General features: G+C 46.9%; 21 protein-coding genes and 1 tRNA gene. 10 read left to right on the forward strand and 12 right to left on the reverse strand.

Features of this window, described 5'->3' with window-relative positions; translation table 11 throughout:
* Positions 1–2: 2 nt before the first annotated feature.
* Positions 3–449: an SgcJ/EcaC family oxidoreductase gene (locus WBG78_RS29910; RefSeq protein WP_337330220.1), complete on the forward strand. Its 447-nt coding sequence runs from the start codon at positions 3–5 to the stop codon at positions 447–449.
* Positions 450–550: 101 nt separating this feature from the next.
* Here WBG78_RS29910 and WBG78_RS29915 read toward each other — a convergent pair whose 3' ends face one another.
* Both WBG78_RS29915 and WBG78_RS29920 read right to left on the reverse strand, forming a co-directional pair.
* Complete coding sequence (locus WBG78_RS29915) at positions 551–2,326, reverse strand: chitobiase/beta-hexosaminidase C-terminal domain-containing protein (protein ID WP_337330221.1); 1,776 nt, start codon at positions 2,324–2,326, stop codon at positions 551–553.
* A gap of 78 nt (positions 2,327–2,404) precedes the next feature.
* Positions 2,405–2,596, reverse strand: coding sequence for a hypothetical protein (locus WBG78_RS29920; RefSeq protein WP_337330222.1), 192 nt, complete (start codon positions 2,594–2,596; stop codon positions 2,405–2,407).
* A gap of 627 nt (positions 2,597–3,223) precedes the next feature.
* On the opposite strand from WBG78_RS29920, the gene WBG78_RS29925 reads away from it, so the two are divergent.
* The 3 genes from WBG78_RS29925 (at position 3,224) to WBG78_RS29935 (ending at position 8,655) form a co-directional block, all read left to right on the forward strand.
* Positions 3,224–3,985 (forward strand): hypothetical protein, encoded by a 762-nt coding sequence (locus tag WBG78_RS29925; protein WP_337330223.1) that lies wholly within the window; start codon positions 3,224–3,226, stop codon positions 3,983–3,985.
* Positions 3,986–4,382: 397 nt separating this feature from the next.
* Positions 4,383–7,121, forward strand: a complete 2,739-nt coding sequence (locus WBG78_RS29930; protein ID WP_337330224.1) for a family 78 glycoside hydrolase catalytic domain — start codon at positions 4,383–4,385, stop codon at positions 7,119–7,121.
* Positions 7,122–7,158: 37 nt separating this feature from the next.
* Positions 7,159–8,655, forward strand: a complete 1,497-nt coding sequence (locus tag WBG78_RS29935; RefSeq protein WP_337330225.1) for a DUF1254 domain-containing protein — start codon at positions 7,159–7,161, stop codon at positions 8,653–8,655.
* Between the two features lie 25 nt (positions 8,656–8,680).
* On the opposite strand, the gene WBG78_RS29940 is transcribed toward WBG78_RS29935, so the two are convergent.
* From WBG78_RS29940 to WBG78_RS29960, 5 genes are all read right to left on the reverse strand, one after another.
* The gene (locus tag WBG78_RS29940; protein ID WP_337330226.1) at positions 8,681–10,183 is read right to left on the reverse strand and encodes a tail fiber domain-containing protein; all 1,503 of its coding nucleotides are present in this window, start codon (positions 10,181–10,183) and stop codon (positions 8,681–8,683) included.
* A gap of 144 nt (positions 10,184–10,327) precedes the next feature.
* Positions 10,328–10,954, reverse strand: a complete 627-nt coding sequence (locus WBG78_RS29945; protein WP_337330227.1) for a response regulator transcription factor — start codon at positions 10,952–10,954, stop codon at positions 10,328–10,330.
* A gap of 54 nt (positions 10,955–11,008) precedes the next feature.
* Positions 11,009–13,048, reverse strand: a complete 2,040-nt coding sequence (locus tag WBG78_RS29950) for a tetratricopeptide repeat-containing sensor histidine kinase (protein ID WP_337330228.1) — start codon at positions 13,046–13,048, stop codon at positions 11,009–11,011.
* A 473-nt stretch (positions 13,049–13,521) separates the two neighbouring features.
* The gene (locus WBG78_RS29955; protein ID WP_337330229.1) at positions 13,522–14,949 is read right to left on the reverse strand and encodes a S8 family peptidase; all 1,428 of its coding nucleotides are present in this window, start codon (positions 14,947–14,949) and stop codon (positions 13,522–13,524) included.
* A gap of 392 nt (positions 14,950–15,341) precedes the next feature.
* On the reverse strand, positions 15,342–15,611 hold the full coding sequence (locus WBG78_RS29960; protein WP_337330230.1) for a hypothetical protein: 270 nt from the start codon (positions 15,609–15,611) through the stop codon (positions 15,342–15,344).
* Between the two features lie 143 nt (positions 15,612–15,754).
* Between WBG78_RS29960 and WBG78_RS29965 the strand changes: the two genes are divergently transcribed.
* A complete protein-coding gene (locus WBG78_RS29965; protein ID WP_337330231.1) occupies positions 15,755–16,039 on the forward strand; it encodes a hypothetical protein in 285 nt (94 codons plus the stop codon).
* A 69-nt stretch (positions 16,040–16,108) separates the two neighbouring features.
* Here WBG78_RS29965 and WBG78_RS29970 read toward each other — a convergent pair whose 3' ends face one another.
* The gene (locus WBG78_RS29970) at positions 16,109–16,726 is read right to left on the reverse strand and encodes a hypothetical protein (protein WP_337330232.1); all 618 of its coding nucleotides are present in this window, start codon (positions 16,724–16,726) and stop codon (positions 16,109–16,111) included.
* A 395-nt stretch (positions 16,727–17,121) separates the two neighbouring features.
* Here WBG78_RS29970 and WBG78_RS29975 point away from each other — a divergent pair, with 395 nt between their 5' ends.
* The 4 genes from WBG78_RS29975 (at position 17,122) to WBG78_RS29990 (ending at position 20,654) form a co-directional block, all read left to right on the forward strand.
* A complete protein-coding gene (locus WBG78_RS29975) occupies positions 17,122–17,682 on the forward strand; it encodes a DUF4142 domain-containing protein (RefSeq protein WP_337330233.1) in 561 nt (186 codons plus the stop codon).
* A gap of 78 nt (positions 17,683–17,760) precedes the next feature.
* Positions 17,761–18,306, forward strand: coding sequence for a hypothetical protein (locus tag WBG78_RS29980; protein ID WP_337330234.1), 546 nt, complete (start codon positions 17,761–17,763; stop codon positions 18,304–18,306).
* 65 nt (positions 18,307–18,371) lie between these two features.
* Positions 18,372–18,692 (forward strand): hypothetical protein, encoded by a 321-nt coding sequence (locus WBG78_RS29985; protein WP_337330235.1) that lies wholly within the window; start codon positions 18,372–18,374, stop codon positions 18,690–18,692.
* A 255-nt stretch (positions 18,693–18,947) separates the two neighbouring features.
* Positions 18,948–20,654 carry an arylsulfatase gene (locus WBG78_RS29990; protein WP_337330236.1) on the forward strand — a complete coding sequence of 569 codons (1,707 nt, stop codon included), beginning with the start codon at positions 18,948–18,950 and terminating at the stop codon, positions 20,652–20,654.
* 283 nt (positions 20,655–20,937) lie between these two features.
* Here WBG78_RS29990 and WBG78_RS29995 read toward each other — a convergent pair whose 3' ends face one another.
* On the reverse strand, positions 20,938–21,951 hold the full coding sequence (locus WBG78_RS29995) for a hypothetical protein (RefSeq protein WP_337330237.1): 1,014 nt from the start codon (positions 21,949–21,951) through the stop codon (positions 20,938–20,940).
* 386 nt (positions 21,952–22,337) lie between these two features.
* Entirely contained in the window at positions 22,338–23,240 is a 903-nt protein-coding gene (locus WBG78_RS30000; RefSeq protein WP_337330238.1) for a helix-turn-helix domain-containing protein, read from the reverse strand.
* 161 nt (positions 23,241–23,401) lie between these two features.
* Between WBG78_RS30000 and WBG78_RS30005 the strand changes: the two genes are divergently transcribed.
* On the forward strand, positions 23,402–23,830 hold the full coding sequence (locus WBG78_RS30005; RefSeq protein WP_337330239.1) for a nuclear transport factor 2 family protein: 429 nt from the start codon (positions 23,402–23,404) through the stop codon (positions 23,828–23,830).
* Positions 23,831–24,389: 559 nt separating this feature from the next.
* Here the strand turns inward: WBG78_RS30005 and WBG78_RS30010 are convergent.
* Both WBG78_RS30010 and WBG78_RS30015 read right to left on the reverse strand, forming a co-directional pair.
* Positions 24,390–24,463, reverse strand: a tRNA-Asp gene (locus WBG78_RS30010).
* Positions 24,464–24,727: 264 nt separating this feature from the next.
* On the reverse strand, positions 24,728–25,042 hold the full coding sequence (locus WBG78_RS30015) for a phosphoribosylpyrophosphate synthetase (RefSeq protein ID WP_337330240.1): 315 nt from the start codon (positions 25,040–25,042) through the stop codon (positions 24,728–24,730).
* Positions 25,043–25,063 lie beyond the last annotated feature (21 nt).

A 25,063-nucleotide genomic window follows, 5' to 3' on the forward strand; every position in this document is an offset into this window, starting at 1 on the left:
CTATGAAAAATCCATGTGCACTTACGGCATTTATGCTATTGGCTTTTAGCGCGTGCGCGCAATCTGTGCCGACCGCCAAACAGCGCCAGGATATCCATGCCTTAATCGATAAATACTCGGAAGCGCGCGAAAAGAAAGATACCATACTATTGAAATCCATATTGACAGATGATATCGACCAGCTCGTTTCAACTGGTGAATGGAGGAACGGAATTCAGTCGTCGGTGACGGGTATGCTGAAGAGTTCGGCTGCATCTCCGGGAACAAGAACGTTAACCATTGATAAGATCCGGATGATTGCTCCTGCTGCTGCAATTGTGGATTGCAAATATGAAATTGCCAATGCTGATGGTACACCCAGGAAGATGTGGAGTACGTTTGTAGTTGTTGACGAGAAGCGCGTATGGAAAATTAGTGCGATACGGAATATGCTTCCTGGTAAGCCCTAGGTTATACACACGCACAAGGTAACCTTTTCATGTTGGAGCTTGTTCTACATTCGACTGATCAAAATCCAGGATTGCGTCAACGTTAATCAATAATCAAAGACCTATTCAGGTCTTCGCACAAGGATGAGAGAATGTTCCCAGCTGGCATAGTTTATAGTAAAAGACAGGAAGTCACCGTTATTGGAGAGGATAACATCTTTCACTCTGGCAGGAAAATCTGCTAGCGGCCATTCAGGGTCAGTTACACCTGCAAAACCCTCTGCTTTTCCATCCGGCAGTACCGATTGTAAATTAATGCTGTTAAACTTATGGTATTGGTAGTGAACGTACGTGTCATTTTCGGACCAGGATGAATATACCAGCTTTGATTGAAAAGCACCATCCAGGCCAATATCAGCTTCGACCGTATAGTAAATGAAGTCGGGATTTATGTAATACGTCCAATATTGACCAACCCATTTTCCTGCGATCAGTTGTCTGAATTCGTCCACGCTTAACCCCGTCATCGGATTGTCAGGATTAGAGTTATAGTCAATTTTATAATAGCTGGTGATTGTCTTTCCTGGAAACACATTTTCACCAGCCGCGAATGCCTTCAATACTTTGAATGTACCATTCCCTGCAATACTGATAGGTGCTGTATAAACGTCAGACGCAAGGGTTGGTTCCTGACCATCAAGCGTGTAGTAAATTTTAGTGTTTGGTTTTTCGGCAAAAGACACAAGAATGTCCTGGTTGTAGACACCCGCCAGTTTATCAATCTTTGGATACGGTCCAACAAGATATTTGATTACATAGTCTTGTGTACTGACGACACTGTTGTCCATGCCTTCTTTAACAGCGACGGCCTTGACAACATGTGTTCCTTCGCCCTTTAACTTTATTGGATCAGTATATCGCAACGACGCAGTAGTCGGTGTTGTTTGATCAACCGTGTAATAGATGGTTGATCCGGGAGTCGCGCAGACAAGTTCCACCTCAATGTCGGTTGAATAGATGTAGGGTGCGTCTGTGAAGGGAGGTGGAACTTGTTGTGCAGGTGGTATAAAACGAGGCGTACGCACCTGATTCAAGTTGATTATCCCATCACCATCAGTATCAACATAAGGAAAAAAATCCGGAGGGTTAATTTCTGTTCCCAGGGCAGCAAATCTTTCCTTCAGTCTGTTAATTACATAGTCGACTGTGGGCTGGAAAATCTGCATCGACTGCGCTCTGAGCGCCCCCTTTATTGAAGTGTCGTCCAGTGTACCATCCTCCTGCAGGTCGGTTGAAATTTTCCGAATCTGCTCAGACAAGCCCGCCTCATCGTTACCGTATAGAAGTATGCATGAAACCGCCAGCAATATCGCCGACGATTCGTCAGACCTGGAAAGGTCGATCTGGCTAAAAGGTACAACGTCAGTGCTGACAATATGAAAAACGTTTAACACTTCCCGTTGTGCCTGATCTGAGGCCTCAGCGAGCGACTTCTTCTCGCTCAGAACAAGATACTTTATCCTGTCAGCACTTAACGAGGTCAACAGGTTTACATTAACGACTCCTGCCGACGCATCAGCTATCGCATTCAAGGCAATGGTGGAGTTCGATAGCTTACCAGCGAGCTCATTAAAAAAGTAGCCATTAGTGACTACTTCAACTGGCCCACTATTGACATTTGCCACTGAAAATGACCCAAAATCATCGCGGGTTTCTGAAAAGAAGACACTACCCGTTGGCTCAAAATGAGAATCCAGAATTCTGATTTGCACTTCGGCGCCTTGTATGAATGGGCCTTTTTGAACGACGCCAGAAACCTGTATTCTACTTGCTTCATTTTCGTTGTCGCATGATAAAATACTTAGCAGCAGCACTGCTACACAGATGAGTTTTGACATATAACGGGGGTGTAATCTATATTACAAATTATCCAGGCAAAAAGCAATGAAGTGTCTCGAGTTCTGAGAGGCAACCGGCTAGATATATCCCAAACGCTGCAGAATTTCCTTTACTACAGGGAAGGTGAAGAAGTGGCCAATTTTCCTGGATGCTACATCTCCAAGCTTGTTGATATGACGACTCATGGTCCTTGTGGACACACCGCAGAGCTCAGCTAATTGTTTCAGTTTGTAAGGTCGCGGCTGCAGGTTACTTAAATCGGCTAACATAGTTTTTTATATTTTATTTCATCTTGCTAACTGGTGCCATTCATTATGGCAGGCTAGTAAATATCGGAAAAAATTTCCTTCGTCCATATTCAATAGGTGAAAGAGGATTGAATGTCACTTTAATCTTCTCCAATTATTGAAGTACCAAAATGCAGATTTCAAACGGAGTTGCAGGTATAAACCACAAACTTCACTGCTGGCAAAAATAAATTTTCAGGTATTATGAAGCGGAGACCATTTCACTTCACCTCGCTGCGGACAAAGACTCTTAACCATGGTCAATGAGAGCGCAATATCAGTGCACGTTGTGTGCACTTTAGGTGCACGTTATGTCGACGTTAGGTCGACGATAGATCGACTTGCAGTAACGACAATCCTGGAGCGCACGGGCTTCCTGGGCAAGAAGTGTAAAGATGACACATCAATTTTCAACCCGAATATCCCAAACATGCGTTAGCGCTAACTGCAAACAACTGAAAGTAAACAACAGTTAACGTAATTTGACGACATAATCCGGACAAATCCGGACAGCAGGTTTCAGGCGCATTCGTAATGTTGTGACGTAATGCATTACTGACCTAAGTGTCGTTGGTCAATTAACGACACATCATTTTAACTAATTTATTTATGGCCCAACAAGTAGGCCTAATTCAATTTAAAGGCCGGATAGGAAATCTGTCTTTCTTCAAAACGAAAGATGGCTATTCGGTAAGAGAGGCGTCCGGCGTCGATGGTAACAAAATCAAGAATGATCCATCATATGCCAGAACGCGAGAGAACAATGCAGAGTTTGATCATGCGAGTAAAGCTTCCAAGGTGTTTCGCGCAGCCTTCGCGCGGGATATCAAGACCACGGGTGACCGCAGTCTTTCGGGCAGGCTCAGTTCGTTGATTCACAAACTCCTGAGGCAGGACCCGGTGAATATCCGTGGTTCACGCAAGGTACTTCCCGTTGCAACAGCGGCGCTGGAAGGTTTTGAGTTTAACGGTGCAATGTCGCTGAAAGACGCGCACAACCTGTCGTTCACACCGGTAGTGGACCGGTCGACGGGCAGCCTATCGGTCGAGGTCCAAACCTTCTCGCCGAAGACCCTGATCGTTCCACCTGGCGGAGCCACGCACTTTGTGCTGCGATCAACGGCCGCAGAAGTCGACTTCGAAACGCAAAAGTACGTAGCCGTTAGTGCTGAGTCAGCGCCCATCGGTGTTGATCAGGCACAGACAGATGCGATCACATTGCAGCACACTATTCCGGGCGCGACGAAGCCCTTGCTCCTGGCCTTCGGGATCAACTTCGTACAGATCGTTAACGGAATTCAGTACGCATTGAAGTCAGGCCTGCATTCCGTGATGCAGGTGGTGAAGGTCGACACGGGAATTGCTGTGTAGCAAATCAATGTGTCACTCATTACCGACACAGAGCACTGCGGCCGTACCATTCAGTAGTGAGTAAACGTTGAAGACCTGCGTTGCAACTGCAGTCCTCGTATCACGTACAACGATCCGCACAAATTGATCCTCGCATGTTACATAGGTGTCTTCGTTTATGATGCCCGGGCGTTGCAAATACAGAAGTAAGTCTTATGTATCATGCACATGCATCTAACAGAGAATAGGTGTACAGTGATAAATTGACGATTGATAGTACAGGTTTGTTTTCAACGGACGTATTGACATTGTTACATAGCGGTAACGTTGTTGATTATTTCATCGGGGGCTGGTGGATGCCAGCCCCTTCTTTTTTGGTGTTGAATAACTTTGTTACCTTCAGGCAATTCCATCAGCTATGCGTGCATCTCTTATCATAACGGCTCTGATTGCGGCTGCCTGTAACACTCCGCAGACTTCAAACCTTCAGGCTCCTTCTCAGCTAACATGCGAATATCTCAGTAATCCTGGCGTGGTTGATGTCGTTCCGCGATTAGCGTGGGTCAATACAACAACATCTTTACAGAGGAACGAGAAACAGACTGCTTATCAAATACGCGTGGCGACTTCCGAACAACAGCTTGAAGAGCCCGATCTCTGGAACAGCGAGAAAGTGTCGTCGGAGGAATCAAACCGCGTTGTATACAAGGGCAAGGAACTTACCTCGGGACAGGACTGCTATTGGCAGGTGCGCTCCTGGGACAGTAATGATAAGCCCGGACCATGGAGTAAGCCTGGCCGGTGGCGTATGGGGTTGTTGAAGAAATCCGACTGGAAAGCAAAATGGATTGGAGCTCCGTGGCAAAATGAATCGGCGTTGCCAAAACCAGATGGTGGTCCAGATGGCGTTCCAAAAGAATTCGGACCGCCGGCACCTATGCTAAGGAAAACATTTGACGTCAGCAAAAAGATAAAACGTGCCGTAGCGTTCGTCACGGGACTCGGATACTTTGAGTTTTATGTCAACGGCAGCAAGGTTGGCGATGATGTGCTCGTTCCGAATCAAACGAATTATGGTAAGCGTCCGGGTATAGAAACGGCCCTCATCAGTCTGCCCGATAATTTCAGAAAATATAAGGTGATGTATCTGGCCTACGACATCACCGATCAGTTGGTTCAGGGTAAGAATGCGATAGGTGCTATACTCGGAAATGGTTTCTACAATCCTGCTAAGTTCTGGACAGAAGGTTATGGAAGTCCGCGCTTTCTCGGTCAGATCCAGGTGAGCTACGAAGATGGTTCTGAAGATATCATCACCAGTGATACTTCATGGACTGTTCGCCGAAGTCCCATCGTCAGGGACATGGTTTATTACGGAGAGATCTATGATGCACGCGAGGAACAAAAAGACTGGAGCAGTCCAGGATATAATGATGTGCAATGGGAAAAGGCCATTGAAAGGACTGCACCCTACGGTGAGTTGGTGGCGCATACGGCACATACTGACAAAGTGATGGAGCAGTTAAAACCTGTTTCAATAGAGCGGCTCGGCGAAGGTCATTACAAAGTTGATTTTGGCAAGGAAATCTCCGGATGGGTTAAGCTGTTGAATGTGCAAGGTCCCGCGGGACATGCCATTGACATCGCTTTCAATGGCAACTTGTACTCCGGCGACAACCGCTATATCTGTTCAGGCAACGGTCCGGCTACCTACGCACCGCGATTTAACTGGTTTGTTTTTAGCGGCGTGGAGATCAAAAACTGGCCCGGTGAGTTGAAGACCCCGGATCTCGTCGCAGAAGCAGTGAACACCTATATTGAACCTTCTGCCAAATTTGAAACTTCCAACACGCTGTTCAATCAGATTAATACGATCTGGCAGAGAAGTCAGCTGGACAACATGCATGGCGGTATTGCCAGCGACTGTCCTCATCGCGAACGGTCGGGCTATACGGGAGATGCACAGGTGGCTTGTCCGACGGTGATGCAGAACTTTGAGTCACGCAACTTTTATCATAAGTGGGTACAGGATATGCTGGAAGCCCAGAATGTTGAGACCGGATATGTTCCGAACGGTGCGCCATGGCAGCCCGGCTGCGGCGGTGGTGTGGCCTGGGGAGCAGCTATTTGTATCATCCCCTGGGAATTTTATATGGCGTATGGCTCCCGCGACATGCTCGAAGATAACTACGACGGCATGAAGGGTTATGTCAGGTACATGGAAACGTGGGTTGATAAGGAAGGTATCATGCTGATGAAGCGTAAGAATTTGCAAGGTGAGGAAGTACAATGGTACAATCTGGGTGAATGGGTGGCGCCTGGTCCAACCGTTGGAAGTGACATGGTACACACGTTCTACTATTGGTATTGTGCTGATATCACTGCGCGTACTGCCAGGGCACTCGGTCGCGAACAAGAAGCTGAACAATACACTGCGCTCGCCGATAAAACCAAACGCGCATTCCATGCACGCTTTTATCAGAAAGCTGCAGGCGGCTACGGCGACGGAGGAGGAAACATCTTCGCATTAAAAATGGGTGTTCCCAAAGAGCAGTACGAAGAGGTTGTTGCATCGCTCCGCAAAAGTATCGCAGCAAAAGGCGGTCATCTCGATACAGGCATCTTCGGTACGCGCTTCTTTTTTGAAGTGCTGGCGGAAAATGGAATGAATGACCTCGCCTTTGAAGCGCTAAACAAGAAGACTGTACCCAGCTTTGGTCATTGGATTGAATTAGGTTCAACAACGTCGCGCGAACAATGGGACGAAGGAGGTTCACATAACCATCCGATGTTTGGCGGTGGACTCGTATGGTTCTATCGCAATCTTGCCGGCATGAAGTCAGATGAAGCGCAGCCCGGCTACAAACACATCATCGTGAAACCTCAGCCTGTGACTGCTGTCAGTCATACGAGTTATACGCTTCAGACACCCTATGGCGAGGCCGGTGTTGACTGGAAATTGAATGATGCTGCGTTTGAAATGAACGTCACCGTACCGGTAGGCTCTCACGCCACGGTGTATGTACCTACGCAGCAAGGGCAAAAGGCATCACTGGCAAGCAGCGAACAGGGAGACCAGATGAACGGTGAGGTAGCCGAAGATGGTTATACGAAGTTCGAGATAGGAAGCGGGCAGTATGTATTCCATACGAAATGAACAGGTGTTATAGATTGATATCAAAACAGAAGTCACTATGTATAAAAAACTCGTTATTCTGATATTGCCCGTAGTCGTCATTGCATGCAATCAAAAAGCAACAATAGAAGACGCTTCAAAAGGCGACACCGTTTCTTCATCAACCCGCTCATTGGCAGATGATCCTGTTGAACAACTGCCGGCCGGGCCAGTGCCTAACACAGTGATGACTGAAGAATATGTAAAGAGCATGACGAAACTTGTTTACCTGTGGGCCTGGCCTATGGTTAATGTCCACAACAGGGTCAGGCTGCTCAGCGACGTGAAGGAACCCGTGTATGTTGGCGGAGTGATTCCTACGGCCCCAATCGGTCGACTGTGTTTACTTAACGATTACATCAAGCCGGAACAAAGGACAATTGCATGTCCAAACCAGGATGTCGTATATGGAGTAGGTCCGTTTGATACACAAAGTGAACCTATCGTAATACAAGTGCCGGATTTTGGCGAACGGTTTTGGGTGTACCAGGTTAGCGATGAGCGTACAGACGGCTTTGCCGGGTTGGGGCAAATGTATCACACAAAACCCGGCTTTTACCTTGTAACAGGCAGAGACTGGAAAGGCAAAGTTCCCGAGGGGATTACCGGAGTCCTTACCTGTCCCACAAGATATGGCCTTATTCTTCCACGCGTTTTTCAATCCGATGATCCGGCTGATAAAGAAGCTGTGCAGCCGTTGATCAATCAAATTAATCAGTACCCGCTGAGTGAGTTTGATGGCAAAATGAAAATGGTGGATTGGAGAAAAACAAAGAGCACACCACCAGGTAATTCCGGGGGAGGCGAAACAAAATGGGTGAAGCCTGAAACTTTTTACGACCAGCTGCCGGATATCTTAAATGAAGTTCCTCCACAAAAGGGTGAGGAAGCATGGTATGCGCAGGTTAGTGGCTTACTGGATGCTATTGCTAAAAATCCCAAGCTGAAGGAAATTGCAAGGCAAGCAGCTATTGATGCCGACAAAACGCTTGTTAACCCATTGCTTCAATTTGTAAATGTTGGCTATCCTGTCAAGAACAGATGGACCACCCAAAGTAATGGAGCACAGTTTGGAGTAGATTATCTCACCAGGACCGCCTGTGCAAAGGCAAATATTTTCGTAAACAAGCCAAATGAAACAAAATACTTCTACCAGGATCTCGATTCAGCCGGAACAAGATTAAACGGCCGTAACCAATACACCGTCACCTTTGCAAAAGGTGAAATACCACCAGTAAAAGGATTTTGGTCGCTCACCATGTACGACAAGGAACATTTCTTTGTACCCAACAATTTGAACCGCTATTCTCTTGGCACAAAAAATAAAACACTGAAAACAAATCCTGACGGCTCACTTACTCTTTATGTGCAAAGCACGCCTCCATCGGATGAAAAAATCAGCAATTGGTTGCCTGCTCCTAAGGAAGTATTCTCATTATACGTAAGATGTTACTGGCCTGACGAAAATGTTGTACGGGACGAGTGGACGCCACCCGCTGTGGTGAAGGTGAAATAAACTGAGACCAGATCTCGTTAAAGAATCAGTGATCTGTTAAAATCATTCGCTTCGTGTCGATCACCTTACCATCGACGATGAGGGTGTACAGGTACATGCCGGCGCTCAATCCTTCCCCTGACTGCACCTTTACCGTTACATCGCCGCGATCCTGAATCGGAAGCGACTTCACCTGTTTACCCTCCAGAGTATAAATCATGAGCCGTGCGTAACCCGTTGACTCAGGCAATGACACCTTTACTTCGGTACCTGCCGAAAAAGGATTGGGACTATTCTGAAACAGGACGGCATCTCCCACGGAACGGGTAGCTCCGGGGTTTTCGAAGGTGGCAAGCTGTTGCTTCAGCACCTCAACTTCTTTTGAAAGCTCCTGCACAGCCTTTACCAGGGGCACGACAAACTCTGCATAACGGATGGCATAGTGGTCACCTTTATTCTGGGGTGACTCAACGCCGTCAAACACATATCCCGCATCACGGACCACAGCCTCAACCTCCTGGGCAATAAAACCCGTATGGCGGATGACATTCTTTTTAGCCGACGTCTTCTCTGACTGCAGGGTGTCTGGTATCTGAAGAAACTTATCGATGGCGTTGTCGTCAAGAGTGTAGCTCACCGGCCTTAGCTGCTTGATAAATTCAAGTCCTGATACATCTTCTCTAACATCCTTTTTGAATCGGCCATCCGAGAAAGTAGACCATGATACTTTTCCACCAATGCTGGTAACAGAGGTATTGCCTATCCTGACCTGATTGGACGCAGTAGGCACAGCGTTATATCCCAGCGCCGTTGTGTTGGACAGGTTCGCAAGCGTGGGGCCAGCATGGGCGCCAAATGCACTGTTCAGCGACCCGGTCTCGTTGTTAGCTAACGCGTGCATACCATAGGCCGAATTGATGTGTCCGGATGTATTCTCGTACAATGATTTATGACCCATTGAAGTATTGTTGCTGCCCGAAGAATTGTTGTAACCTGCCCACGCACCGATAACTGTATTGAACGACGCCGTTGAATTGGTCATGACAAAATATCCCAGCGCCGTACTTTCGTTGCCTGTCTGATTGTAAGTCATGGTAAAACTTCCAATCGCAGTGTTGCCGGTCCCGGTTCTGTTGTAGTCCATACTTTGTGAACCTACAGCTACGTTGGAAGTTCCCGTCGAATTGTGCTGCAGTGACGAGTAGCCAACGGCTGTGTTGCTACTGGCCGTGTTATACTCAAGCGCGCGGAATCCGATGGCTGTGTTAGACCCGTACGAAACGTTGCTGTATAACGCTCTATGCCCCATCGCCGTATTTCCGAATCCAGTAGTTGTTGCCTGGCCACAAAGATCGCCAAAGAATGAATTATAACTCTCTCCACCTTCGTTCGCTTCCGTTACTGACTTCCCGGCCTGAAAACCGAAATAGCTGCTGCCTTTTCCCAAAGTTCCGGCTCCGTTCCCATAGTAAGTCGGAGGATTCAGTTGTGCATAAGCACTTGAAAACATACTGATCGCGAATGCGACAAGGAATAGAGTGGATTTCATAGGGCTGAGGGTTTTGTTAATCATGCATATAGTTCGTGCGCGGCGGGCATGTAAACTTCAGCACAAATATGATATCGCGGTATCGCATGAACGGGCGATATGCGCATCAATGTATCCTCTCCCGGTGTCAGTTCCGGTCGCCGGCTAGACGAGCTTCTCCCTGAGCGCCTTCGATACTGCCTCCGTCTGGGAGTGTACATGAAGTTTCTCGTAGATCTTTTTGATGTGCGTCCTGACTGTATCCAAAGTGATGTTTAATTCGGAAGAAATGAGTTTGTAGCTGTTTCCGGTTGATAGCGATCGGAGAATATCCAGTTCGCGAGGGGTAAGTAAATAAGGATTGTGCTCTTTCTGAGCGATCTTCATAGAGTTGATGACCATACGCGCAATACTGGGCGACATTGGTGCGCCACCCGTCATTACTTCATCGACTGCGGAAAACAATCTGTCTGCAATATGCTTCTTCAACAGATAACCGGATGCGCCGGCACAAATGGCGTCGAACACATGCTGGTTGTCATCAAAAACAGTCAGCATCAGGATGGCAACATCGTTGTTTAATGACCGCACTATTTTCACTGCCTCTATTCCCGACATGCCGGGCATATCAATATCCATCAGTACGAGGTCAGGCTTGTCACGCTGAACATGGCCAGCTATCGACAAAACATTCTCGTACGCGCCAGCAATGGTGACGCCTTCCTTTAACCTTAAAAAACTCACGAGACTTTCGCGCAGCTGGGAGTTGTCTTCAAATATTGAAATTGTCATGTCCGTAGTCATATTGCAAACTGGCATGCATTCATCAAAGGCGCCATACCCCGATCATGTGATGTCTGCAACCTCAAGGATAAAGGTAGTTCCGTTCCCGGGCTCTGTTTGCAGTTCTACTTTCGCATTCATGGCAACAGCGCGTTTCTGTATATTGCTCAGTCCATTGCCCTTTCTTGCCGTTGTTTTATCAAACCCTTTTCCATTGTCAGCAATCGCCATCCGCCACCCGCTGCCGGCCTTGCCAAACACAACGTCGATTCGGGTTGCCTCGCTGTATTTGGCCGTATTATTAACGATCTCTTTGAAAATAAGGAAAAGACTTTTTCGTGACTCTATGTTCAGGTTCAATCCCAAAATCAATTCGATGTTTTCAAATGAATAAATGATGTCCCGGGAGTCCAGTATCTCGCCACAGAATTCCTTCATCCTCACCACGACCTTTTCCATACTATCATTCTCCGGATCAATCGACCAGACGATGTCTGACATGTTCTCCATCATTTTGGATGATTGTTCGCGAATCCGCCGGAAATGTGTGTCGAGTGACTGTCCCATTGTCCCTTCTTTTAATGCCACCTGACTGATGATGTTGATGCTTGATAAAGTTGATCCAATGTCATCGTGCAGGTCGCGCGCAATCTGATTGCGCATGCGTTCGATTTCAATTTCACTTTTTGTTCGGTTCAGAAGCCTGTAACGGTTCAGCAGTAAAGACGAAATAACAACAGCGGCAATAAAGGCAATGACTATGCTACCGGTGACGATCCTGTTCCGTTCCAACTCGGCAGACTTCACTTCCTGCTCCTTGGTGAGCAACACGATCGCCGCGCTCTTTTTGTCGTTCTGGTACTTAGCTTCCATTTCAACAATAGAGTTTCTGTTCTCCGCGGCAACCAGGCTGTCTTTGATTGAGATGTACCGTTCCTTATATGCAAGCGCACGCTCGTAATGATGCAGCTCGCTTTCAACCCTTGACAGTATTTCGTAGGCATCCATCTCCAGATACGCATTCCCTACGTCCGACGCAAGCTCCCGGGTCGAGTCCATGTATGCGGAAGCACCCTCCCACTGCCTGAGCGCATAAAAGGCAAAACCAATTGCTGAATATGCATGTGTAATAAGATTTCGGGAAGATATCTCCCGCGCCAGGGCAAGAGCTTTCCTGTACTCTGTCAACGCGTTGTTATATTCTTCAAGGTCGTAGTACAGATTGCCGATACCGAGCGCCAGTTCCGCGAGATTGTACTTGTCGCCCGCGCGATCATACGCCACCCAGGCAACTTTGTATTCCTGAAGCGCTTTGTCGGGCATTTTCTTCTGGCGGTAAATCCTTCCCGCGAGCTTATGATTGTAAGCAATTCCTTCGTCGTAAGACGTTGCCCCGGCAATCGCATTTGCCTGCGCCACGTACTCCAACGCTTTGTCATAGTCTCCAAGAAGATAGTGGACGTTCGATATGTTGCCCAACACCCGACCACGCCCGATGTCATCTTTCGTGGCGCTATCATACAGATTCGCCGCCCTGATGTAGCTTGACAGTGCTTCCTTCAGATTGTTTCTATCGACATAAACATTGCCGGCGTCGTTGTACAAACCGGCTTCTTCACCGTACAGTTGATGCTCACGCGCTACTTTTATGGCCTTCTCCAGGTAGGCATGTGAGGAGTCGTGCAGTGTTTGCCTCCGAAAGTTATCTGCGATGCCCTGAAGTGCGCTTACCTCCTCCGTGGTGTGCTTCGCAGAAATAGCCAGTGATAAGGCCTGACGATAATACATGGTCGAGGAGTCGTAATTTCCCTCAACGTGATACAGCTGACCAATTTCATTCAGTAGCCATGTTTTTACGGAAGTACTCTGATCTCCGGCGAGTTTCCATGCTGCGACATAGTCTGCCTTTGCTTGTTGTGGAAGGCTGTCCTTCAGAGCTTGTGCATGGTCAATTAATTGGAGGTAGCGCGATCTGTTTCCCGACTGGGCTAACGATAGATTATTAATCGTGAGCACGCCAATACAGACAGATACCACGCGCAGGAATATGCGGAAATATTGTTCTACTTTACCGGCCGCAGAAAATAGACTAAAAAAACGCATTACGTGACGCTCAATTTTTTAGTATCTGATTCTTCAGCGCTGAAACTCATTGCATCGACGTCACGCACCCCGGCAACGCTGCTTCGCTGAAATACTCCTGGAGAAATATACATAAATATGGCATCACCAGGAAAGAGGATGGTCCGCGAGTACGTTTGAAATAATCAAGACGACCACAACGCACGGGATACAGGTTGTTGGGCGCATTCAATAGGATACCATAAACAGAAACCATATAGACCTGATATGTTGCTACTATGCGGCAACTATCCATCTACGCTCCAGCGGATATGATGAACACATGATGCCGAGGTGATGAAGACATAAGGCGGATATACGGAGAATGAGAAGCCGATGGATAGAAAATCTGAAGCGGACTTAAAGCGGACTTAAAGAACATCTATAGCCGATCTGAAGAAAGTATATAGCGGACTTAAAGAAAGTATACAGCGGATCTGAAGACCTTACCAACATCATTCTTCGGGTGCGCGTCTGACAGCGTAAGTATATACGTGGTCGAATGGTGGGTCTCCGGTTCCAGTATCGTCAGGATCGTAGTCACGCGGATAACAGGTGATTTTGGGACCATTGGTCCTGGGCAACCTGCCCGAAGACTGGATGATACCTGACACCACTGCTGCCGACAATGACGTACCCGAGCCAACGAAAAACTGCCAGCCCTGAGCGTTCTTCAAGTAGGTTGTAAATACGTTGGTGCCTACCGCGACAAAGTCAACTTTTCGCCCCAGGTTCGAAAACAAAACACATTGCCGGTCACATGCCGCTGCTGCGACAATAACAATTTTGTTCCTTAGCGTTCTATCAAAGTTAAGACAACCCGGGAGGGCACGTTTCACTTTCCTTCCGTCGTTCCCGGATGCGATAACAACGAAGTGATCGCGCTCACGAACCAGGTTCTCAATAGCGGTCTTTATACCATCGTATTGAGTACCGCAGGTTCCACCCTTTCCAAGGAATTCACCAAGACTGAGATTAATCACATCTCCGCGCTTCGTGGGGTAGTTAACATAGATGTGCGTAAGGGCGTCGATCACCCACTGCCAATCACCCTCTCCCTTGCTGTCCAGGACCTTTAAAGGAACCACAGGTGCACCTGGCGCAACACCAGCAACCAGAGTTTGCGTCGATGAACCTGATGGTCTCCAGGAAATACTCCTTGCTGCAGCTACACCTGCGACCATCGTGCCGTGGCCATTGTCATCTTCGAATGCCAACTCGCCGCCAGTTGAAGTGAAGTTCCTGCCTAAATCAACTTTCACATTAAGATATGGATTGGTGCCAGGTCTGCCGGTTGCAATGCCTGTGTCGATTATCCAGATCAGCGTGCTTGAAGTTGGAGTGTTTGGCGTACCTCCCGCCGTGGACACCGCGCAGCTCGTCCATACCGATCCGCTCTGCGTCAGACCCCAATCCTGCGCTGCCGTGATATCGGTAGCATCCTTCTCAATCCTGGCATCCTGTTGAATCGGTCTACCCTGCTGAATGGGTCGGCCTTCTATTTTGAGATCGCTCAGAACTGACTGCACTTTCACGTGGTCGGCCTGAAACGTTGCCGCCTGTTCTTCCGTCATGAGCGACGAAAAGGCGACAACTAAATCGACATAAGTCTTCAGGGAGTCTCCAGTGAACCCAAGGTCGCCCATGAAGCTTGATATAGTTGCTTGAATTTCCGCGCGGGTCTTTGTCCTGGTGGTCTCGTCCATCTTATCGAAATCCCGTAAGGCGATCGGCTTCACGTACGATGGTTGCAAGAACACCATATACCGGCGTTTGACAGCCGCTGAACTCTTCTGATCCGCTGATTTGTCTGAGTTTGAAGGTGGATTGCAGGTCACCAGCGTAACCGCCAGCAGCAGGGCAAGGTGGATGAGTTTTCGCATAACGAGAGGGGTTGAGAAAAAAGTTAACGAATTCGCAGGTGAAAAACCAGCTAACGATAGACTATCGTCATTTGTGTGAAAATAAGTTTACAGAAAACTCAAAGAAGATCCGATAGCAGCCAGCACGTGTATCAATGGCAAACCGCGTTAACGAGTAACCGACATCATCTGTATCGTGGCCAACACAAGAGTAGCAGTCATTGCCACTACAATACAGATGGTACCACGCACTGGAATATGCGGAAGTGTTGTTCTACTTGCCGGCAGCGCGCGGTACAACGTCACCGCTGATGGTCGGTCGGGGGTTACTAATTCAAGAAAGGAAGCTGAATTCTATGTACAGGCGAAACAATTATGTTGCACATCAAACCCGATCTGCAATCGGCACGAATTCAAATAATATAAACCGACGATTGGTTGTTTCCGCTGAACCGGTTCTTAGTTACCCCCTTCTCCTTAACGAAGTATGAAACTATCGCATCTGAATATTCCACTTTGCTCTTGAAGTGTTTTGGTCGCTTCTCGATCTTATTTACCTGTAAAAGGCCCGCCAGACTTGCACGCTCTTTTGCGCCAATCTCCATTCCGGGTTTCAGCTCTGCTTCTACCGATTTAATTATTGCATTTATTTCTTCGACTTGTTTTGGATTAAACTTTGCCATGGTGCTGTCTTATGTTGAAAACCGAATAATGCGATCTACGCTAATGTGCGTAATCGCGTTTCAGCCCGAAAGTTAATATATTGACGAAGATCTTTGATCAACAAGTCATACAAAACACGGTTTTAATCTTACTTCCGAAAATAGTGTCACACGTCACATTCCATTCTACGATCAAACAAACCACCAGGGAAGAGAAAATCACTACGGCGAAAGTTGAAAAGTTCTCTGAAGAGGTTACGGCCATACTCCGAAAGGAAGCGGCGGCCAAGATGAAGAAGCTGATGTATGTGTTTATCCGTGTAGATCAAAAGAAGCCTGGATTGTTTACATACGAAATAGATGATAGCCGGGATAAGATTTCGGAAGGCGCTGGTAAAATGATCAGGACGGCGTTCGACGAGACGTTCGCTAAGCCCGCTGTTGGGTAGATGTTGCATGAAAGTATCAGACCTCGCGCTTACAGCGCCGTTGTTGCCACTTCAGAAAGGACGCCGCAGTTAAAATCTATAAGCTAAAGAGAGTAATACGGAAGAGTTTGACAATCCATAAGAAAATCCTGAAACATCACTTTTCACCTCTTGCCAGGTGTAAGAATCTATATCCGTAGAAGTTCCTGTCGAGTAGGAAACCGTTGGTAATAGTTCGGCGCCGATCACCAAATTAGAATTAAGAACATAGTTTAGTCCAAATACTAAACTTAGCCCCGGAGTGTAGGTTATTCGCTCAGAAAATCTGAAGTAATCACTTATGTTGGAGGAATACTCGGATTTATATTTTGAATATGTAAATGAAACGTCTACACCGAATCTCAATTCAAAATTGTTTGCCATCAACTTGCGAAACTCCTTGCCAGCCTGAATGCTGATCCCGGAATTACTCTGCTTATCATAGACACTGTCTGCAATGCTCTCGAGGGAGCTTCCTCCAATGAATATTGTGTTAAATCTCCATAAGGCCGTTTCTGTTCCGGTTCGAAAGGTTAATCCAAAACTATCAAAATTTCTAAAGGTTAGTCCAAGCTCCTTTCGCTTCGCTGGCTCTTCAGTCAATGATTCCTGGGCCAATAAGCAACAGGGCATAGAGATACATAGTAGAATGATAAATGATTTCTTCATTTGGTGGAGGTTTAGAACTGGTTGGGTATCAACAATTTTAAAACATAACGGAAGTAGGATGAATACAACGCGATGACCAGGTAACCGAAGGTTTATTACCCACCACGTAGTTAGTATTCGACATCAGCCCTTTCCACTACTCTTGCGCTATCGTCAGGCCGATGGATACATTGAGTTAGCAAATGCCATACCATAGTGAACATATTGGCATAGCAAAAGGAAAAATTATCCACACGACGCCCGGCAACTGAGGTCCTTTTCTATTGTTTCCTGAGAAGGTGACATTCACCGGTGCAAAAAAAAACCATTCACTCGGCGCCATGTTGATACCGGGACCTGGTATTACGATTGCAAGGACATCGATGTTATAGACATCTTCCTATAACTGTTGCCGCATGAAAACTCGTCACATTATTTTTATTATTGGACTTGCTTCCGCCCTATTCAACGAATTACGAGCTCAGCCACCAGATCCCGTCGAGATTGCTACTGAGTCCAATAGCAAAAAAACAATTAGTGGTATCGTTGAGAATAATGACGCCGAATTTCTGGTAAACGCCGCCGACAGCCGAATGATGGCATTAAGGGAAGGTAAACTCGCTGCTAAAAAGGGCACATCTTCAGCTGTCCGGGAATATGGCAAGCTAATGGTCGAGGATCAAAATACATTGCTCAACAGTCTCCGTTCGCTTGCACTAAAAAAGAAAGTGACGCTTCCCACGAACTTAAGCGATGCTAAACAGAAAAACAGGGAGCAACTTGCCAGACTAAAAAAAGGAAAGGCATTCGATGATAAATTTATTAATGCGATGATAGTTGAGCATGAACAGGATGTAACGATGTTCAGGAAGGCGCTTGGCTCAAACGACGAGGACGTCAAAGCCTTTGCCCGGGAGTACCTGCCGATGATTGAGTCGCACCTGGCCAGGATCAAATTGATTTCCGGGCGACAGTAATTGACGTGGAGCAATGCACGGTTTTTTTGTATGCTCAACTTTCATTAAATTCATTAACTGAATTAAACGTTGTGTTATATGATGGGTATTAGAACAAGCTGCATTCTGGCGCTTTTGCTCCTTACTTTTTGCTCCGACGACGATGAAAAGTTCATCACTCTTCTGGATGATGATTTCGATAATAGCCCAGGTTGGCAATACGTGAGCACAGCCAATCACGTGGGTGCGTTGGATGCAGTTGAATTTAGTTCACCGTCGCATTCCCTGAAGATAACGGCACTCGATACTCAGGCTAACGGATTCTCTTTCTGGTCGCAGAACCTTACGTCAGCGAATTTTCCCGATGGAGCACAACTTGTTCTAAAGGCCAAGATTAAGACTCAGGATGTAACGGGAGAAGGCGTATTTGTAGCCTTGCGTTGTGACTCGAATACAACCGTGCTCTCCTTCGAAACTTCACAAGGCACTACCAGCATCAACGGGTCGCATGATTTCAAGGAATACACGGTGGGGATGAATGCCATTCCTTCGGGCACGACCAATCTTTACGTCTTCCTGATTATGAGCGGAACGAGCACCGGCTCAGCTTACTTCGATGACGTTTCGCTTGTCTATAAGAAGTAAACATATTTGTATCCGGCAAATCAACGTGCCGACTACACGTCTCCGCCCCTGACTTCGGATTCATTATGATGAGAAAACTGATCCTGCTTCTCCTATGCGTCCCTGTCTTATTCAATCGCTGCGACGACGAAGAAGAACCGTTTTGGCACACGGACGTTGCACCCGACAAAACCACGACGTCCATGATTCCTTATCAATGGACTTCCGGGGATCTGACCTCAAATAACATCAACTGCTCCATTAACGAAAACTACAATTCGCTTGTCCGGTGCGCATGGTCAACCACCAGTTACGACATGAACATGGATAACGTAGACCACTTTCCGTTTGATGTCCTGCATCCCTTTCAATATACCATGACGCACATAACTTTGATCAACTTTTGAACACTTAACTGAGATTTGTTTGCGGTCAGAACGGGACCTCGAACAAAACGGAGTATGCTATTTTGAACCATTATTGATGTTTTTAATGGCTTTGTGGGACACATTAACCTAATGTTATCAGTTACTCCGGAGGAGCTGAAGTGACGGCATTTTGATGATCTCCCACCGACGTGCTATATTTATTCAGCACGCGTCGCAGTTGGCGCATTCACCTTCCGTTTTCATAATTTGTTGTTCGACCTTAAAAAACCCCTCATGAAAAGATTAAAACTAATCCGCTACTTACTGCTGCTGCTCACAGCTGCCCCCTTAATGGTAACAGCACAGCAGGCCAAACCAAACATCCTTGTCATCTTCGGCGATGACGTAGGCATCACCAACCTCAGTGCATACAGCGACGGACTGATGGGCTACGTGACCCCTCACATCGACCGCATCGCCAATGAAGGTCTGCGCTTACTTCACTACTATGGTGAGCAAAGTTGCACCGCAGGACGCGCAGCATTCCTCACCGGACAGCACGGCATTCGTACAGGGCTCACGAAGGTGGGTTTTCCCGGAGCGCCAATGGGCATGAATCAACTAGATCCCTCGATCGGTGGATTGCTCAAGGGGCTAGGTTACACCACCGGGCAATTCGGAAAAAATCACGTGGGTGACCGCAATGAATCGTTACCCACCGTGAATGGCTTCGATGAATTTTTCGGAAACCTGTATCATCTCAATGCTGAGGAAGAACCAGAGCTGCCGGATTATCCAAAGGATCCCGCGTTCAAGCAAAGATGGGGTCCACGTGGTGTACTGAAGTGCGTCGCCACTACAGTAGATGATCCGACAGTCGATCCACGGTTTGGAAAAGTGGGAAAGCAGAAGATTGAAGACACAGGTCCATTAACGAAGAAACGGATGGAAACCATTGATGATGAAACGTCGGCGGCAGCTATAGACTTCATGAAGCGTCAACAAACGGCAGGCAAACCCTTCTTCTGCTGGTTCAATTCCACGCGCATGCACTTGCGTACACACGTAAGACCTGAGCATCGCGGCAAGTATGAGCACGGCGACAGTGAATACATTGACGGCATGATCGAGCACGATGAAACCATCGGCAGCATCCTGAAAGCATTGGATGACATGGGTGTAACGAACAATACCATCGTGGTCTACACTTCCGACAATGGTCCGCACATGAACACGTGGCCCGACGGCGCCATGACATCATTCCGCAGCGAGAAGAACACCAACTGGGAAGGTGCCTTTCGCGTTCCCTGCCTGGTACGTTGGCCAGATCATATCAAGGCAGGTACTATTAGCAATGGTTTAATGAGCCACAACGACTGGGTTCCTACGCTTTGCGCAATCGCCGGTGAACCCGACATCATCAACAAGTTAAAGGCCGGCTATAGCGCCAACGGCATCAAATATAAGGTCCACCTTGACGGGTTTGATCAATCGAAATTTCTGACAACTGTTAGCGGGACCGTTGGAACTAATAATAGCATTAAGAGTGCGCGTTCAACATTTTTTTACACGGACGATGATGGCATGTTAGTCGCGATGCGTCAGGGCGATTGGAAGATGAGCTTTGCCGAACAACGTATGGCCGGTACGATGGGCGTTTGGGCAGAGCCGTTTACCAAGCTACGCCTGACGAAGCTTTACAACCTGATGCAGGACCCCTATGAACGGGCAGACATTACTTCGAACACCTATTGGGACTGGATCATGAACCACGTTCCGCAAGTATACATGGGCATGGAAGGAGTAGGCGTTTTCGCCAAGTCACTACAGGAGTTTCCACCCAGGTCATATCCCCCCAGCTTTAATCCCACGGTTATCATCGAGGATATTATCAAGATGCAAAAGGCAAAGGAGGCAATTCAGGAACACTTCCCGATGTTGCTCCAGGAGCAAAAAGCCCCGCCACCCCCTGCTGCAACGCCCAAGAAGAAAAAGGGCTGATAGCAATGAAGAAGAAGACAGGCATTTACACCTGTCTTTTTCTTTGAAGGCATACTTCGATGACGTTTCGCTTGTCTACAAGAAGTAGAACACATATTCAACGGTAGCCGCCCTACCTCGCCATGACTTCATGCCCTGACATTGTGATAGTATACCCCAACCTGATGGTACTTATCTATTAAAAAGAAACGGATTTGAGGTCACTTCAACCAAGGACCGTTATAGAATAACCGATGAGCAAGTCAATGCGTTGCTCTCTGGAATTACTTGACATTGTCTGGCGCTAACGCCTAAGCCTTCGAAGGTATCTTAATCTGGCGAACCAGAAACCGGCTATTCCAAGAGCCAGGGCAACCATGACAATCCACCTCACGCGCGACCTGGTCCTCACTTTATCCTGGTAGGCCAGCACACGAAGCATATCGTCGTGGTATTCATAGTCGATTTTGGTTACCTCGCGGGGAGGAGGAAACGCTGAACCCAGGTCTTCATCATTAAAAATGATTCTCGCACCACATGCCTTCATGCGGTTATGATTTTCTTCAAACCTGGCCTTTATTCCAAGGCTATTGTCCGGATCATACTGCATTCCAATATAGTAGAGAATCTCCGCCCGATGCCACGAAAGCTGAGACATCGCGTCGGCCACCTCTTCAAACGTTCTGGCGAGGATGAGATTGGGGGTAGGCACGATGTGGACTTGCCTGCTCAATTCCCACTCGAAGTGTATTGCATTCTCCAGGATATTCCGTTTCTGGTCGATACTGTCCAGCGATATGCGCAGCGGCGGAAGGTCCAGAACCTTGTTGTGGAGAACCCAGTTCGGTGATTGCTGCGCTGCCATCTGTGCTTTCAGAATCCGTGTTTGGACGAACCGCTGTCCGTATTTGCTATTCCAATCGCTTGATTGTCCATAGGGTACGGCAACAGCAAGTGCGGAGTCCAGGTACCCCATCCGTTGATAAGCGCTGGCCAATAGGGCGACCGTCTCGCTTTTATTGAAGTCCACATGCATGATCTGTTTGAGTAGCCTGGCCGCCTCTTCATTCTTTCCAACGATGAGCATGTGTTCGGCAATGCTGCGCTTAAGCTTGGGATCGACGAGATTAAGTGAGTCGCCGAAACTGGCGATGTAAAGTTTAGAGAAACTAAGGTTGCGCGATCGGTCGAACGATGGCGCCATCCATTCGGTACTGCCAAAAACGTCACGCTTCAGTTGCGAACAATCCTGAGCGGTGGAGGGGAGTGCGTTAATTGAGATGAGGAAGGCTGATAGGCAACGGAGGGGATTTGACATAGCGGTCCGGGAGAAGTGAATAACGAATATCTAATAATTAAATTGTTAATATGAATGCGTGCTTCAATGCATTGACGGGATTGCCCTTCGCTACTTTTATTGTTTACGTAGCCGTGGCGAGCATTAGAATCAACACCCCACCAAGACTCATTATGAAAACAACAGGAGTCAACTGTATTCCCGTAACGAACGTAGAAGCACCCATCGCCTTTCTAATTCCAATTTCCTTTGTTTTCTGTCCTACCCAAGTGACCAACCTCGTTTATCATTTAAAATCAGTGTAACAATAGTCGCTCACCGACAGGCAATATCCCTGCAAAACGACATACGTCTCCCACCCATGAAGCAATGAAGGTCATCGCTGCAATTGAGAAGCAAATATGGAGTCAGTTATCGCTTCTGAATTGATTCGGTGTTACGCCTACTTTCTGCTTAAACAACCGCGTAAAGTGTTGAGGATATTTGAATCCAAGTTCATAGGCGATTTCACTCATGGATTTGTTTCCTTCGCTGATGCGTTCCTTGGCAATTGAAATGAGCTTTGCCTGAATGTATTCCTGCGCGGACTTTCCTGTTTCCTTCTTGACAAGGTCACCGAAGTAGTTTGCAGAAAGATTTAGCTGAGCGGCACAGTATGCTACGGTGGGCAACCCTTCAGTATTGGGCAGACTCTTCGAAAAATAGTCATCCAATATTGACTCGAAGTTGGTAAGCACATCACGATTGACGTTGTCCCTTGTTATAAACTGCCGGTCGTAAAATCTGACGCAGTAATTTAAGAACAACTCTATATTCGAAAGAATTAATGTCTTACTGTGCTTGTCGATACCACGACCCAGCTCATGTTCAATCTTACTAAAACAATCAATAACAATCTGTTTCTCCTGTTCTGAAACATGCAGTGCCTCGTGAACATCGTAAGAGAAAAATGTATAATCGTGAATTCTTTTAGCTAATGGTGACCCTTGCAGTAGGTCAGGATGAAACATCAACGCCCAACCAGTCGGCCTAAATTTCTTTCCAAGTTTCTCCTCATTGAAACCAACGACTTGCCCGGGCGCAATAAATATCAACGTTCCTTTATTGTAATCGTATTGATGGCGGCCATAAAACAAATCGACATCTTTGGCAGTCTTTAGAAAGACGCCATAGAATCCAATGTTCATTTTGATATAGTGCAGCTCACCGTGCTTCGAAAAGTCGATCACTGTGACCATTGGGTGTAAAGTCTCTTTCCCAATAAGGGCATTGGCTTCAATAATGCTCTCGACTCTTCTGATGGAACTCATGACTTTTCAGGTTCAATTTCTTAACAAAAGTAGTCGATTTGCGCCTCTCTGAGAACCACACGGTAAGCCAGCGGTAAAAGTGGTAAGAGAAACCGTAATACGTATACAGAAGACCGAGCGCCCCCAAAATACCTTTGCCGAAGACTAATAACAACAATCCCATGAAAACGCTATTCACCACACTCGTCGCAGTTCTGCTTGTTTCAGCATCGTTCGCTCAATCAAAGACTGATGCGGAGATCAAGAAATTGTCCAAGGACAGAATTAAATGGCTGCTCGAAGGGAAGGCCGATTCATTGGCAACACTTTACGATCAAAAAGCGGTCACTGTTCACGGCAATGGCATGGTAAAATCTACCGAAGAGCAATTGCAGGACGTGAAGAAAGGAGTCATAAAATACAACAGCATCGACGTAAGTGAAATGACTGTAACAGACTTTGGAAAGACTGCTGTACTTGTTGGTAAAGGAGTATTCAATATCGAAGTCGGTGGTTCAAAAATGACTGCTAACATGGCGTACACAGAGGTCTATCTTAAATCAGGTAAGACCTGGAAACTTATTGCACGTCATGCAAGTCCGATCCAATAAACCGATCAAACAGAGGTCGAAGGACTGTGTACATGATCAAAATAATACGTACACATGGCAAATTAGAAAGATTGCAAATCGCGAAGAACCAACAATAACCAGTAAATCCCTACCGCGGCGGCAATACCCCCAAACAGTCGATGGATACCCCTACATGACCAGAGCATTAGTATGCCAGCGATGATTAACAGGGGTCCGCAAAATACAAGACGCAACCCATAAGAGAATGTTGAAACTGTTTCTCTTTCGATGGTCCTTAGATGAATTTCGTACTCCACAATTGGGTACAGCGCTAAAAGCATTATGCCATAGAAAATTATCAGGGCCAATCTTCCCATCTTGTTCGTACTTATGAAATGTTTGAGCGAAAATCACAGCAAACCAATAGAATCATAAGTGCAAGAAGAGGGCGTTTTGAAAACAACATGCTCTAGGGCAAAGACAGTTACATAAGGTACGCCATTTTCCGGTGACGAAGCAATCCAATGCCTTTAGCTGATACCCTGCCATGATACACAACAAAAAAGCCCTTGATAATCAAGGGCTTTTTTGCATTGTGCGGTCCGGACGGGACTCGAACCCGCGACCTCCTGCGTGACAGGCAGGCATTCTAACCAGCTGAACTACCGGACCAGATTCATTTGCAGATTTGATGATTTTTTGGTTTGGTGATTTGATATCAAAAATTCCTTTGGAATTTTTGAAACGTAATCCCCAGATCCCCAGATCATTAAATCTCCAGATGCTCTAAAGGTGTGCAAAGATAGCTTTGCCTTCGTTTTATCCAAAATTTGAGCAAAAAAAATGCGTTTTTCAGTGCCCTGGCCTACTAAAGCCAAACCTTCGGCCGGTACTTAAATGGCCTTGAAAAGCTAAATCGCCGCAACGCCAACGCACTCAGGGCTTTGTGTACGTATCGATCGTCAGCTTCTTAATCATCTCCGGGCTTAGCGATTCAGAGTAGGCACCGTAAGCATCCACTAAAAGTCCCTTGAGGCCTTCATTTGCAGAAATAGCATACAGCACCGAGCTGTCGTCGGGGTTGGTCATGCCTTCGAAACGGTATACCGCATCCACATGGAACTCGTTTGGAGCAAACTTCTGGCGCTTGTCGGCGCACTCAATCACGTCGGGATGCAGATTGAAATCGTATTCGTAACCATCTTTCTTCAACCCCTGAATAGCAACTGATAAAGTTTCGAATGTTTTCATAATGGTTTCGTTAGTGATTAC

The sequence above is a fragment of the Chryseolinea sp. T2 genome (genome assembly GCF_037203685.1).
GTDB lineage: Bacteria > Bacteroidota > Bacteroidia > Cytophagales > Cyclobacteriaceae > Chryseolinea.